This is a genomic window from Kitasatospora cinereorecta, assembly GCF_024172095.1.
GTDB lineage: Bacteria > Actinomycetota > Actinomycetes > Streptomycetales > Streptomycetaceae > Kitasatospora > Kitasatospora cinereorecta.
Window position 1 is genome coordinate 259910 of sequence record NZ_JAMZDX010000008.1, and the last position, 13452, is coordinate 273361.

Consider the following 13452-nt stretch of genomic DNA (forward strand, 5'->3'; position numbering starts at 1 on the left):
ACGGAGCCCTCGTGCGCGACGATGGCCGTCATGGGCTCGCGGTCACGGGGAGGGCGCTGGTGACCGATCCGACGGCGCTTGCGGGCGGGGGCGTCGTGCCGGTGAGGTGGGCGTAGACGACGGTGTTGTCCTGGTATCCGCCGTGTGCGCGGTCGTACGGCCAGGCGCAGGTGATCAGTCGCAGTTCCGGCCGGCCGGTGGGCTGGTACACGTGAGCGGTGGGAAAGGCGGATTTGGGGTAGTTCTGTACGTCGTCGATGGAGAAGACTGCGGTGCTGCCGTCGCCGCGTTCGACGAGGGCGGTCTGTCCGGGCGTGAGGGTCGACAGGCGGTAGAAGGCTGCGGTGCCCTGGCGGGTGTCGAGGTGGGCGACGATCACGGCGGTTCCCGTCTCGCCTGGTGTGGTGCTGTCGGCGTACCAGCCGGCGAGGTTGCGGTCGTCCGATGCGGGTGGGGGCAGGGTTCCGGTGGCGTCCAGGTGCAGCGCTACCAGGGGGGTGTTCACTGACAGGGCGGGGATGCGGATCCGGACCGGTTCGGAGCGCGGCATGGGCGTCGGTGCTGAGGTCGGCATGGCGGTTGGGCGGGCTGCCGTGCGGTCAGTGGCGGGAGACATCGGTGGGGGAGTGTTGGCGTTCGAGGCCATGGACCAGGAGCCGGCCGCGAGCAGTCCTGCCACCACCATCAGCACTCCGGGAATGAAGACCGAGCCCGGCCGAGGTGCTCGGCCGGGCGTCGTACGCGATACCTCCGTGGGCACCCGGTTCTCCGTCTCTCGCGGAAGCGGGCCGATCCGAGCGGGGTGGCCCGGCGGGCTGAGCACGGTGGACCGCCGCCGGGCCCGGGAGCGTCAGCGCTGCTGATCCGCGCTCAGACGGCGGCGGACAACCAGGGCGCCTGCCGCAGTGAGGACCGCCGCACCGCCGAGGCCGGCCGCGAGGAGCCGTGTGTCCGCCGGCCCGCTGCCGGCAGCGACCGCGCCCGTGGGAGCCTGGGCGACAGCCGACGCGGCGCCGCCGGTGGCAGGTGCTGTCGTGGTGGCCGTCGTACCTGCGGCAGCGGCCGCGGCCGGGCTGCTCGCCGCCGCGTGCGGCAGGTCCTCGCAGGCAATGCCGTCGTGGTCGGCGTCCAGGTGGTTCGGATCCGACGGGTCGGCGTTGAGAACAGCCTGCGCTTCCTCCTGGGTGGCGAAGTTCGAGCAGTCGAGATCGCCTGTTTGGGCGTGCGATATGCCAGTGAGCGGAAGGCTGGCGACGAACGCCAGAGCGGCGATCGATGTCGCGGCGCGGAAACGCATGGAACCTCCAGTAGCCAGGTGTGTCCCCGTCGCTACTCAAGGTATGAACGGTTCGACCTGCCGCCACCCGGGCGGTAGCGGCGGAGGCCTCCAGGTGGGCCCGCCGCGGGTGGCAGACGCCCTGGTCGGTGGGTTGTGGAGCTGAAATGGTCCACTAGTCCGGTCGTGTACCTACCGGACTGGTCGTGACGGGTGGCCCGGGGTGGCCGCGCAGTCTGTCCACGAGTGCGCCGAGCGCCGGCGAGGCGGTGCGCTCGAGGACGCGAACGGGTGAGTGCCGCGGGCGTGACGGTGAGACCTGCCGACGAGGCCACCGGCCGCATGGGGCTGGCCTCGATTCCCTGGCTGTGCTCACTCGCTGTTGGCGGAGTGAGTCAGGAGCCGGATGTGGCCAGCGTGTGGGCGGCCTGAGCGGCGCACCACGGGGCGGGCTTGGCCGCCTGCATCCCCGGTCCCAGCAGTTCTTGGCCGTGATCACTGGTGCGGATTGGAGCGCGGGGCCAGCGGCCAGGTGCACAGCCGAATTGTCGGTGCCCTGCTGTCGCTGGAAGCACTGATGGCTTCAGCTGGATGAGGCTGCGGACCTGTGGCGGCATACAGGTCGCGCAGCGCTTCGTGGAACGGGCACACCTGGTGGAACGGTCGCGGTGGTCCGAGCGGCGTGTCTGATGCGAGTTCATCGCTCGGTTGGGCGGGCGGCGTGGATGAGTTGGCGGAGGGCGCCGTAGTAGACCTCGTGGTCGACAACGGCGGGCAGGATCTCTGTCAGGTGGCCGGTCAGCACCGGGAACTCGTCGGGATCGAGCGCGGCGAGTGCTTGGCGGGTGGCGGCCTGGGCGGCCTTGGGGTTGCGATGGTCGACGAAGCTCGCGTAGCCGAGCGTGAGCAGGTACAGGCGCCGGTAGGTGGCGGTCGCGGCGGCGGGGGTCATGCCGGCTGCGATGGAGTCGGCGAGCTGTGGTTCGACCAGGCGCTTGAGAAGTTGAGGGCCGAGCCAGGGCCTGCTGCCGCGGAGGGCGACCAGGCCTGGGTGGGCGGTGAGCAGTTGGTACAGGGCGGTGAATCGCGTCTTGGTGGCGCTCGCCCAGCCGGTGCCTGGTGCGATGTTGGGGAGCTGGGCGGCGAGGTGGTCGGTGACGAGGTCGAGCAGGCCGGCCAGGTCGGTGCAGCGACGCTGCAGGGAGGCGACAGAGATGTCCAGCGCGGCGGCGAGGGTGCGGAAGCTGAGTGCTTCCGGTCCTTCTTGATCGACGATCAGCAGGGCCTGCTCGGCGATGCGTTCGGGAGTCGCGAGGTCGAGGGAAGCGGATTGCCTTGGCATGCGGAACAGCGTACGGTACGGCGTACCGTCACGGTAGGTTCCCGACTCCTCACGGAGGCGACATGCCCCGCACCACGGCACTCGACCCGCTCTTCACCGCAGTGGACAGCGCTGCCTTCACCGACCGGCACCTGGCCAACCTCGCCGCAGGCACCCTCGCAGCCGTCCGCGTCCCCGCCTTCCTCGACCCCGACACCTGCCACACCGCGATGGAAGCGGTCGACCGACTGCCAACCGCGGACTACGACGCGACCCGAGTGCCCACCCCTATCGTGCGCTTCGGCCCCGCCCTCAACGACTACCGCCGCGCCAGCGGCACACTGGACACCACCAGGTACTGGCACGACACAGACACCGCCCGCGCCGCCTGGCAACGCGCCGGGCTGCGCCCGGACCCGATCGCCATCTCGATGGCCCGCCTCGGCTCTGCCTGGGGAGCTGCCGTCACCCCGGCCACCATCGGCGGCCGAGCCGTGTTCGGCGGCACCCTGCGCGAGATGAACGCCGGCGCCCTGGTCCACTACGACGACCTGAACCGCGAGTTCCCCACCGGCCTCTTCGACCAGGAGCTGCTCGCCCAGCTCGCGTTCAACGTCTGGGTGTCGGTCCCCGCGGCCGGCGGCGCGACCACGGTGTGGCGACACCGCTGGGAGCCGGCCGACGAGCAGTACCTCCAGGCGTACGGCTACCGGGCCGAGGCGGTCGAGCACTACCAGCGCGTCGACCTCGCGCCCCGAATCGGCGACGGGCTCCTGTTCAACCCGGCGAACTTCCACGCCGTCGAACCCAACCCGGGCGGGCGCCGCATTGCGTTCGCCTTCTTCCTCGGCCTGACCATCACCGGCCAGCTCATCGCCTGGTCGTGACCTCTCTCAGCAGGAGCAGCATGCACCAGCTCACCTTCGGCGACATCAAGGCCGCCACCGACCGGATCGCCGGCCGCATCCGCCCCGTCACTCTGGCCCCGGTCGACTCGGGCGCGATCCGCTCTGCCGGCCGCGATCCCCTGGACGACCGGGCTGAGCGGCCCTGCGAGGTGTGGTTGGCCCTGGAGTTCATGCAGCACACCGGCTCGTTCAAGGCCCGCGGCGCGCAGAACTTCATCCAGGCCCACCGCGACGCCGGCACCCTGCCCGAGGTCGGGGTGACCATCGCCTCCGGCGGCAACGCAGGCCTGGCCTGCGCCTGGGCCGCCCAGCAGCAGGGCGTCCAGGCCACCGTCTTCATTCCCGCGACCGCCCCTGCGGTGAAGGTGGCCAAACTCCGCGGCTACGGCGCCGAGGTCCGCCTGGTCGGCACCGAGTACGCCGACGCTCTCGCCGCGTGCGAGGAGTTCGCCGCCGCCACCGGGGCGCTCGCCTCCCACGCCTACGACCACCCGCTCATCGCGGCCGGCGCAGGCACGCTGCTGGAGGAGATCCGCCACCGGATCCCCGACCTGGACACCGTGGTCGTCGCGGTCGGCGGCGGCGGCCTGTTCGCCGGCGTCGCCACCGCCGCTCAGCACCACGGCATCCGCACCGTGGCGGTCGAGCCGGAGCACTGCCGCGCCCTGAACGCCGCGCTGGAAGCCGGCCGCCTCGTCGACGTCACCGTGGACTCGATCGCGGCTGACTCCCTCGGCGCCCGCCGCACCTCCGCCATGGCCCTCAACGCTGCCCAGCAGACGGGCGGCTACTCCGTTCTGGTGCCGGACGACGAGATCACCCGGGCCAGGCAGGCGTTGTGGGACCACCGGCGGATCGCCGTCGAGCACGGCGCCGCCACCGCCCTGGCCGCCCTCACGAGCACCGACCGGCACAGGGCGGACCGGGACCTGCCGAACCGGCCAGACACGACCAGTCGCAGCTACCGGCCCGGCAGCGGCGAGAAGGTCTGCGTGGTGCTCTGCGGGGCCAACACCGATGCAGCGAACCTTATGGACGAGAGCTGAACCGAACACACCCGGGTGCAGCCCAACGACCATCCCTCAGCTTCCGGTCTGGACGGTGCGGCGGTGAGCTGGCCGTCCTGATCGGTAAGCGGACAGCAATGCCACCACCGGAGCTCGCCGCATGGTGGCCGCACAGCGTCCGGCCCGGCTGGCGGCACTGACCGGTCGCCTCTGTGCTGTCGCAGCCTGCTGACATGATCGTCCGAACGGTGCGGACGAGGGGGCGGGTGTGGACCTGACGGTCGAGCAGACGGCGCGGCGGATCACGGCGGAGGTCGTCGCGATGGCCCCGGACGGCTGGGAGAGGTGTGTGCTGCGCGGCAGCGGAAGCCGGTCCGGCGTGGGCCTGAGCGGCGGCGGGTACGTTGTGCCGAGCCGTACAGACGGCCTCTTCGGCCTGCCGTTCCCGCACGAGGGCCTCGCCGCGCTGGCGTCCCTGTTCCGGGACAGCCACGGCTGGGAGTCCATCGCCCTGGAGCTGACCTGCTACCCGTCGGGCGCCTTCGATCTGGTGGTGTTCCGGGGTGCGCTGGAACCGCGCTCCGGCCGCGATGACGGCTGGACGATGACCCTCGACCCCGACTTCCGGCCGTCCGAACCGGGCACGACCGACAGCACGAAACCCTCCGTGCTCCTCCCGGCCGGAGACCCGGCAGAGGCGGTCCAGCGGCTGCGGTCCCTGCTTCGGCAGCATGCCGAACGCCACGGAGCGGAACCCCGGCTGCCGGCACCCGTCACCGAGGAACAACTCGCCGCCGCCGAGCGCCACCTCGGCCGAGCGTTGCCCGCGGACCTGCGCGCGCTCTACCTGGAGGCCAACGGCGACGGCGGCAACGAAGCGCTGGACGACTACGCCTGGCTGCCACTCACGGCGACCCTCGCCGAGCGCGACGACTACATCGGCGTCCCGACCTGGTTCGGCTGGGAGCTCGGCTGGCAGCACGTGATCCTCGACGCCGACCCGCCGAACACCGTGCGCCGCTGCTCCGGGCATCCAGGCTGGCTCCCGTTCGCGACGGGCTACGACGGCAACTTCCTCGCCGTGGACCTTGCGCCGGCCGCGGACGGTCGACCCGGCCAGGTGATCGAGGTCGGCCGCGACTTCAACCACGGCCCGCGCTACGTCGCCTCCTCCGTCACCGCCTGGCTCGGCCAGGCCCTGGGCCGCCCCGACCCGCACGCCCCACAGCAGTCCCACAACGACGCGCCGAAGCTGGTCGTCTCCACTCTGGACAGCCGACTCACACCAGCCGTCCAGGCGATCCACCTCAACGACGCCCCGTCACCCGTCGACCTCACCCCGCTCACTGCCACCCCCCACCTACGCCGCCTGCACCTCAACCGCTGCGCCACCACCGACCTGACCCCCCTGGCCGCCCTCCCCGTCGAGGACCTGGCCGTCGACCTCGCCCCCGAAGCGGACCTCACGCCACTCACCGGCCACCCCCACCTCGCCTCACTCGCCGTCGGCTCCGCGACCCCGACCGACCTCACCCCGCTGCGCACCCTGCCCGCGCTCCGCCACCTCGACCTGTCCCGTTGCCCGAACGCGGATCTGACGTTGCTCGCCGACCTTCCAGGCCTGCACTACCTCGCCCTCTCCACCGACCAGTGGCAGACCCTGACAGCCGCCGACCGCCTCCCCGCCCAGCTCGCGGCCGGCCGTCTCGCCGGTACCGAGCCGCTCAGCGCCGCCCTCGACCTCCTCGCCGCCCTCGGCGTCGACACCTCCACCGCCTACCGACTCTCCGGCACCACCGAAGGCGCCTCCTAGGCTCCCGATCCGGGCAGGCCAACCACCCGAACATCTGGCCCTGGGGTTGGCTCAGCACGGTGCATTGCCGTCTGCCACGCTGATGGCCGCTGCGCGGCTACCAGCACCGTTCGCCGTCTGGAGCTTGGGATGCGCCTGCCAGAAAGGCCGCGAACAGTTCGAAGTCGTCGCCGACGGAGGTAACGGCAAGGTGCTGTTCTCGTCCTCGTCGAGGTCGACCGCCGACACAGTTGCCAAGCGCTACCCCGGGAGTGTCGTCCGTGAGAAGGGGACGGAGGAACCGAAGTCCGCCTGAAAAAAATCGGTGGTCATCAGCAGTGCTGCTGCCCGGAGAGCCTGGGCGGCAGCACACCTGGTCCCGCTCCCCGACAGTGCTCCCGGTGAAGCGCTCGACGGTACGGGTGAGCGGGGACATCACTTCTTGAAGCGTTGCAGCGTACGGTCCAGGCTGGCGACTTCCTTCGAAACGACGAGGTTAGGAGTCTTCAGGATGTCGGACACCAGCTTGGTGTTCTTCTCGATGCAGCCAGGGGCTGGGTTTTCGGGCATCACCCACTGATCGCCGTCAGGGTAGAAGGTGGAGATGTCGCCGGTGTTTACGACAGCGATCGGGCCGACCGTCAACTGCTGTCCGCCATCATGTTCGAGAACAACGTTCACGACCGCGATCCATGGCGAGACCCCTTCGATGATCGTCTTGTTCCCCAAGGAGAGCTCGAGGGCGTCGTGTCGGTTGGCGACGACCTCGAAGGCGATCTCCTTCGAGAGAGTGAAAGGCTTCGCCGGCGGCACCGGCTGCTGGTCGTCCGGAATCGTGAACTGGTAGTTCGCGGAGACGACGATCTCCCCGCCCTCGGCACTGCAAGGCGCGAGGCTCTGCAACTGGTTGAAGGTGATGCTGGCCTTCGTGATCAGGGAGGTTCCGTTGGCGATATTGGCCAATGTCAGGTCGATGTGAGGGCCATGCAGGTCGGTCGTCTTCGTGACCTCCTCCCCGTAGCGCTGTTCGCCAGAGGTACCTCCGGCGATGTAAGCCGACACCTTCGACAGCGTGAGGTCGGACTTCAGCTCCGGCCCCTTCCGCGCAAGGTCATTGGTCGTCTGCGACTGCTGCTCGATCCGGAAGACGGCGAACCCCACCGCCACCGCGACGATCAGACCTACGGAGATGGCGATCTTGACGAACCGATTGTGCTTCGCTCGTCGGCCGGCCTCCTCTGGCGCTTCACCCAGGACGATGTCGCCGCTCTGGGTGATGTTCTGCGTCGCATTCCCGGAGGCGTTGTTCGCCTGCGGGCCCCGGGGGTCGGGAGAGCTCATCACTGGTTCCGGGGCTTGGTGCCGACCACGATGTCGCCGGTCTGGGTGATGTTCTGCGTGGCGCTGCCGTAGGCGTTGTTGGTCTGGACATAGCTCTGCTGCGGGATCGGGACGGCAGCGCGGACCGCCTCGACGAGCGCCCTGAGGTCGTCTTCGAGTTCGGGGTTCTCCTCGAGGAGCTCCGCAAGCTTCTCTGTCCAGCGGCCCTGGAGTGCCGTTCGGATGCGTTCCTGCTGCGGCCCCGAGACCTGATCGAGCTCCAGCGGGATTCGTTCGAGCTGCACCGACACACGCTGCTCGTCCCGGTCGTCACCGCGACCGAACAGCCGGGCGACGCTGCCCTTGGTGCTCTGCCAGAAGTCCGTTGCCGCCGCGCTCACGATCGCGGTTCCGCCAGCCGCCGCCAGCTCCAACAGCGCGTCTGTCAACACCCTTGGTCTCCTACTCGGTTGATGGTCACGCGGACGCCCTCAGCCCGCCGAGGCTGACAAGGTAACGCATAGTCAGATCACGGTGGAACGGATACGCACAGCTTGGTCGGAGTCATATGCGCGAGAGATCGGGCCTCGAAACGACGGCGGGGACATCCAGGTCGGCGACTTGGTCGGGAGAGCGCCGACGCGCGCAGAGCATGCTGGCGCTCGCGGCCGCCGCCCTGGCCGTCCTCGCATACCGCGACGCGGCCACTCACGGCAGCCGCCTGTTCGACCGGCAGGACCCCGCGGCCGTCGGCACAGTGCTGGCACTGCTTCCGCAGGCCTGCGACAGTCAGGACCAAGCATTCCGGGCCGGCGTGGCCCGCGCGTTGTGGGACCTCGCCGACGACCTCTCCCATGGCAGGGCGCCGCTGCCGCGCAGCTGCCGAAACGCTGGGCCCTGGAAACGATGGGGAGATCACTGCGTCCTGGTCGGTTGCGTTGCCCGAGGACTTCATCGCGATCGCCGGCGCGTACGGCGACGCGGTCATCTCGGACTACATCTACTTCTGCGGGGCCCGGACGCTCCGCAGGTACGCCGAGGGCATGGGCCGGAAGCTGGAGGTGTCCCGGACGGTTCCCCACACGGTCCTGCCGACCCCGGGCAGCGTCCTGGTCTGGGGAACACGATCGAAGGCGACCAACTGTTCCTCGTGCCCCGCTAGGACGGCTCCTGGACGGTCTCGGCGTTCCGCCGCGGCTGGGTGGACTGGCACGACACGGACCTCGGCTTCAGCGACTGGTTCCACCTCGCGCTGACCGGTGTGACGGCCACCGATTGGCTGCCCGAGTGGGAGCCGCTTCCGCACCTTCTTGAGCTCGACGACGAGTGACATGGGCGGCGCAAACACGAGATCCAGTGCACCGGCCTCGGTGTCACGAACACTCCCAGTAGAAGCGTCCCTCCAACCGGTCGGGGCTGAGGAAACCGAAGCCGTACCCATATCCGAAGTTGAGGAAGAGTCTGTCACCGTCGTCAGGGCTGTCCTGAAGCCGGAAGAAGAAGAGCCACGGCTCCTCGACCCGCGCTGTCGTATTCGGGAACGAAGCAGTCCCGCCGAGATACTCCACCAGGTCGGCGCCAAAGAAGTCGACGTCGTCAGGACTGCCGCCGCGCATGAACGCCCCCCGCCCCACGTCGCGGGCCACCTGCCGCTCAAGGTGATCCGGCACTGCCGCGAAGTCCACGTGGAACTCGACAGGGACCTCCTCTTCGTCGGGGCCCCACCGCCACAGGGTTCGACCGCGGGTATCGGAATCTCCGATGGACGCGAACGGCGGGATCCTGCCGCCAGGCTGCACGAGCAGCAGGCCGTCGCCGTCCTGCGGGCCGAGGCCGCCCATAATGCGGCCGTCCTCTCCGATAAAGAGATACGCGAGCCGGAGCTCGTCCCCGGGCACCGGAAACTGGCCGATGAACACCAGAGGGTCGCCGGTGACCGGATCAAGGGGCCAGCAGGGCTCGTCGAGCCAGACCGGCTCGCCACCGAGCTTCGCGACCGGCGCGGTGATCGGCTCGTCCGCTGCCCGGAGCGTCAGGGTCAGCCGCGGCAGGAACGCCGCGTCATAGGAGCCGGCCGCCCCGTACGTGGTCGCGAAAGCATGGCGTGAGCCTACGGCTCCGCCATGACAGACGCGCCAAGGTCACAAGATCATCGACAGAGCCCACTCACGTATACCCACCTGAGCGCAGCCTCGTGCGCTCCGACAATCACCCGCACTCGCGTGCCCGTGGCAGAGCACCTCCTGGCACCTCGGCAGTCAGTCATCACCTGTTGCACGTTCCTGTCCGCCCCATACCTGCAATGACCTGGCCTAACCCGTCGTCTGATGCGAGACAGGCAACGAAACAGAGTAGAGACAGAAGGTCGCCGAGGTCGTTGCCGCGGCGGGAGACGAGCCGGACCTTGTGGTCGGTGTCGATGCAGGCGACCGCTCTGATGCCATCCTTCTCCAGACTTCGCGTGTCTCGTGAGACATGTCTGAGCGACGGTGCCGCTTCAGAGGCCGGCACGGCCGTACGTGAAGCAGACGTACACCGCGGTTACCGTCCCGATAGCTGCAGATCTTCGGGCTGATGGTGCAGCCCAGGGTGGCCAATCGGGTCAGGGCTGGTTGGAGTCTCCTCCGTCCGGCCAGCTCGCTTGCTTGGGTAGGAACCAGACTTGCTCACGGACTGTCCTTTAGTCCCCGGTGTGCCACACGGTCATTGGCCGGCCGGGCCCCATGGTTGCCGCATGATCGAGTGGTGACGAATATGCACTCATCAGGACAAATGCGGCGCGATCCTCCTCTCTTGGGGGTCCCGCTTGGCGGCGAAAGGCTCGCCGGCCACACCGGCCTGGTGTTGTCGGTGGCGTGGGCGCAGGACGGGGACCGGCTGCTGCTGGCCACCGGCGGCAACGACGGGACGGTGCGGCTGTGGGAGCTGACCGGCCCGGACATGCTTGCCCCGCTCGGCGTGCCCCTTGCCGGGCACACCGGCCCGGTCGGGTCGGTGGCGTGGGCGCGGGACGGGGACCGGCTGCTGCTGGCCACCGGCAGCAACGACGGGACGGTGCGGCTGTGGGAGCTGACCGGCCCGGACATGCTCACCCCGCTCGGCGTGCCCCTTGCCGGGCACACCGGCCCGGTCGGGTCGGTGGCGTGGGCGCGGGACGGCGACCGGCTGCTGCTGGCCACCGGCAGCAACGACGGGACGGTGCGGCTGCGGGAGCTGACCGGCCCGGACACGCTCACCCCGCTCGGCGTGCCCCTCACCAGCCACGCCGGCCCGGTGTTGTCGGTGGCGTGGGCGCGGGACGGCGACCGGCTGCTGCTGGCCACCGGCGGCAACGACGGGACGGTGCGGCTGTGGGAGCTGACCGGCCCGGACATGCTCACCCCGCTCGGCGAGCCCCTCACCAGCCACGCCGGCCTGGTGTGGTCGGTGGCGTGGGCGCGGGACGGGGACCGGCTGCTGCTGGCCACCGGCAGCAACGACTGGACAGTCCGATTGTGGGAGGTGGTGGAGGATCGAGCGGTGTCGCGGCTCCCGCGGTACCGTTCCGATGCGCCGGACGTGGTGGACGACCTGGACCCGGGCAGCGAGGCTCGGTCGTTGGGCGTGGTGGACGAGTTGGACCGGAGCCACGACGCCCGGGCGCTGGCTGAGCAGATCACCGCCCGCTCCGCGCGCCCGCCGTTGGCCGTGGGCCTGTTCGGCGACTGGGGCACGGGCAAGAGCCACTTCCTGGAGTTGCTTCGGCGCGAGGTGGCCATGGTCGCTCGCCCCGGCAACGACCTGGCGCGTCAGGCGGTGGGGCAGGTGCGGTTCAACGCCTGGCACTATGCCGAGACCAGCCTGTGGACCAGTCTGGTTGCCGAATTGTTCGCCCAACTCGCCGCCCCCACGCCAGATCTGGATCCGGCCGACGCGCAGCGCAGCATGTCGCGGCTGACTGCCGACCTGGTCGATCGACGGCGACTGCCGGAGCGGCTCGCGGCCGCGCGGGCTCGCCGTGACCGACTGCAGGAGGCCTTGCGTGGGCGGGATCTGCGGCAAGTGCTGTCCGAGGATCAGCGATGGGAGTTCGATGAGCTGATGGGCGAGGATGGCGCACCCGCCGTGTTGTACCGGCAGGTGGTCGGGGATGTCGCGGTGCTGCGGGAGAGCCTGTTCACCGTGCGGGCGATCGTGAAAGGGATCAACAGGCGGCAGCTTCTGCTCTTCCTCGTCGGGTGTGCTCTGGTCCTCGGTGCCGGTGTTGCCGTGGTGTGGGTGTGGTCGTGGCTGCCGCGCTGGGTGGCGGCCGTGCCAGTCCTGGTGCCCATGCTGGCGGCGGCGCGATGGAACTGGGCGATGGTACGCGAGACCAAAGCGAGACTGGACGAGGCGTGGAAGCGCGCGCATGCGTTCGTGGATCGGCAACGGACGCGGATCCAGACCGCGGCCGATGTCGCGTCGGCCGAGGTCGAGGAGCTGGAACGAGAAATGCAGAACCTGACCGCGGCCGGGCAACTGGCGGGCATGGTTAGCGAGCGCGCCGCCGCAGCGGACTACCGCAGTCAGCTGGGTGTGATGACGCAGATCCGCGAGGACTTCCAACGCATGGCCACCCTCCTCGCACAGGCCTCTAGGCCCCCAGAGTCGGACGCCTCGCCACCCGAGCGCGGCCCTGCTCCCGGCGCCGCACGAACCGAGGACGTGGCGGGAGACAACCTTCCCCGCATCGACCGCATCGTCCTCTACATCGACGACCTCGACCGCTGCCCACCCGACCGAGTCGTGGAAATGCTGGAGGCGATCCACCTGCTGCTCGCCGTCGACCTCTTCGTTGTCGTGGTAGCGATCGACCCGCGCTGGCTGCTGGGGTCGATCGCCGCGCACTACCGTGACGTCCTCGACAGGCCAGGCACGGCCGCGGAGGCGATCGACCCGAACGACGAGGACGCGTGGCTGTCCTCCCCCTCCCAGTACCTGGAGAAAATCTTCCAGGTGGTGCTCACACTCCCCGCTCTGGATACCAGCGGATACCAGCGCATGCTGCACTCCCTCATCGGCACACGCCCCGACCAGAAAGCACCCGAGCAGCCTGCCCCCGCACCCGCGGCAGCCCCTGCCGTGGTCCCGACCCGGACCAGTGGTCGGCCGACGCAGCTGGCCGACGACGAGAACGCGGAGTTGTACGGGCCGCGCGTCGAAGCCGTCCGCATCGTCGAGCGAGTCGACCTACTCACCCTGGATCCCGACGAACTCGCACTCCTCGACCTCCTCGGCCCGCCGCTGATGGTCTCCACACCGCGCGCCGTCAAGCGACTGGCCAACAGCTACGGCCTGCTCACCGCGCTACGTCGGGACAAGCGCGGGACCGACCGCGCTGAGCACACCAACCCAGGCGCGGGCACCGCCACCGACGCAACCTCGGCAAAGGGAGCCCCTACCCGCCCCTACCGTGCCGGCATGGTCCTCCTGGCCACACTGGTCGCCTATCCCGCACTCGGCCCGGCCCTGTGCCTGTACCTGCACCGGCAGGCCAGCAAGACCCCCGACCAGACGTGGACCGACTTCTGCGCCTCGCTCACGCCGCAGTCCCTGGACGGACAATGGTCCAATGCCGCGCACCCGCACATGACAACGGCACAGGCGAAGCAGTGGGAAGCGCTCTGCCAAGCCCTGGATAGCGTCACACGCGAGGCCGCCGCCCGCAGCCTTCACCTCCCCGACCGGCTTGGACCCTGGCGCGAATGGGTGGTCCCGGTGGCCCGCCTCTCCTTCCCTGCCGGGCACGTCGTCGACAGCCTCCTGCAGCACAGCTCCTTCTAGCCGACGAGACCAAGCCGCAGGCCAGC

11 protein-coding genes are annotated in these 13452 nt (G+C 69.8%); 5 read left to right on the top strand and 6 right to left on the bottom strand.

All coding sequences use genetic code 11. The features are described from left to right. Positions 1-28: 28 nt before the first annotated feature. The 3 genes from FHR36_RS36480 to FHR36_RS36490 form a co-directional block, all read right to left on the bottom strand. Entirely contained in the window at positions 29-550 is a 522-nt protein-coding gene (locus FHR36_RS36480) for a class F sortase (RefSeq protein ID WP_253804476.1), read from the bottom strand. Positions 551-850: 300 nt separating this feature from the next. Then, complete coding sequence (locus tag FHR36_RS36485) at positions 851-1297, bottom strand: excalibur calcium-binding domain-containing protein (protein WP_253804477.1); 447 nt, start codon at positions 1295-1297, stop codon at positions 851-853. Positions 1298-1973: 676 nt separating this feature from the next. Then, positions 1974-2618, bottom strand: a complete 645-nt coding sequence (locus tag FHR36_RS36490) for a TetR/AcrR family transcriptional regulator C-terminal domain-containing protein (RefSeq protein WP_253804478.1) — start codon at positions 2616-2618, stop codon at positions 1974-1976. A 62-nt stretch (positions 2619-2680) separates the two neighbouring features. Here FHR36_RS36490 and FHR36_RS36495 point away from each other — a divergent pair, with 62 nt between their 5' ends. The 3 genes from FHR36_RS36495 (at position 2681) to FHR36_RS36505 (ending at position 6325) form a co-directional block, all read left to right on the top strand. Beyond that, a complete protein-coding gene (locus FHR36_RS36495; RefSeq protein ID WP_253804479.1) occupies positions 2681-3484 on the top strand; it encodes a 2OG-Fe(II)-dependent halogenase WelO5 family protein in 804 nt (267 codons plus the stop codon). Positions 3485-3504: 20 nt separating this feature from the next. Then, the gene (locus FHR36_RS36500; protein WP_253804480.1) at positions 3505-4551 is read left to right on the top strand and encodes a threonine/serine dehydratase; all 1047 of its coding nucleotides are present in this window, start codon (positions 3505-3507) and stop codon (positions 4549-4551) included. A gap of 229 nt (positions 4552-4780) precedes the next feature. Then, entirely contained in the window at positions 4781-6325 is a 1545-nt protein-coding gene (locus FHR36_RS36505; protein ID WP_253804481.1) for an SMI1/KNR4 family protein, read from the top strand. 414 nt (positions 6326-6739) lie between these two features. Here FHR36_RS36505 and FHR36_RS36510 read toward each other — a convergent pair whose 3' ends face one another. Both FHR36_RS36510 and FHR36_RS36515 read right to left on the bottom strand, forming a co-directional pair. After that, complete coding sequence (locus tag FHR36_RS36510) at positions 6740-7645, bottom strand: hypothetical protein (protein ID WP_253804482.1); 906 nt, start codon at positions 7643-7645, stop codon at positions 6740-6742. After that, positions 7645-8073, bottom strand: coding sequence for a hypothetical protein (locus tag FHR36_RS36515; protein WP_253804483.1), 429 nt, complete (start codon positions 8071-8073; stop codon positions 7645-7647). The genes FHR36_RS36510 and FHR36_RS36515 overlap by 1 nt, the downstream gene beginning before the upstream one ends. Positions 8074-8825: 752 nt before the next feature. Between FHR36_RS36515 and FHR36_RS39715 the strand changes: the two genes are divergently transcribed. Beyond that, positions 8826-8954, top strand: a complete 129-nt coding sequence (locus FHR36_RS39715) for a hypothetical protein (RefSeq protein ID WP_301331154.1) — start codon at positions 8826-8828, stop codon at positions 8952-8954. 43 nt (positions 8955-8997) lie between these two features. Here FHR36_RS39715 and FHR36_RS36520 read toward each other — a convergent pair whose 3' ends face one another. Next, positions 8998-9543 carry a hypothetical protein gene (locus FHR36_RS36520; RefSeq protein WP_253804484.1) on the bottom strand — a complete coding sequence of 182 codons (546 nt, stop codon included), beginning with the start codon at positions 9541-9543 and terminating at the stop codon, positions 8998-9000. An 874-nt stretch (positions 9544-10417) separates the two neighbouring features. On the opposite strand from FHR36_RS36520, the gene FHR36_RS36525 reads away from it, so the two are divergent. Next, a complete protein-coding gene (locus FHR36_RS36525) occupies positions 10418-13426 on the top strand; it encodes a P-loop NTPase fold protein (RefSeq protein WP_253804485.1) in 3009 nt (1002 codons plus the stop codon). Positions 13427-13452 lie beyond the last annotated feature (26 nt).

What these genes read in the sequence shown, in the direction of transcription:
- FHR36_RS36490 (WP_253804478.1), bottom strand. Translation starts at nt 2,618, where the DNA reads ATGCCAAGGCAATCCGCTTCCCTCGACCTCGCGACTCCCGAACGCATC.
- FHR36_RS36495 (WP_253804479.1), top strand. Translation starts at nt 2,681, where the DNA reads ATGCCCCGCACCACGGCACTCGACCCGCTCTTCACCGCAGTGGACAGC.
- FHR36_RS36500 (WP_253804480.1), top strand. Translation starts at nt 3,505, where the DNA reads ATGCACCAGCTCACCTTCGGCGACATCAAGGCCGCCACCGACCGGATC.
- FHR36_RS36480 (WP_253804476.1), bottom strand. Translation starts at nt 550, where the DNA reads ATGCCGCGCTCCGAACCGGTCCGGATCCGCATCCCCGCCCTGTCAGTG.
- FHR36_RS36485 (WP_253804477.1), bottom strand. Translation starts at nt 1,297, where the DNA reads ATGCGTTTCCGCGCCGCGACATCGATCGCCGCTCTGGCGTTCGTCGCC.
- FHR36_RS36510 (WP_253804482.1), bottom strand. Translation starts at nt 7,645, where the DNA reads ATGAGCTCTCCCGACCCCCGGGGCCCGCAGGCGAACAACGCCTCCGGG.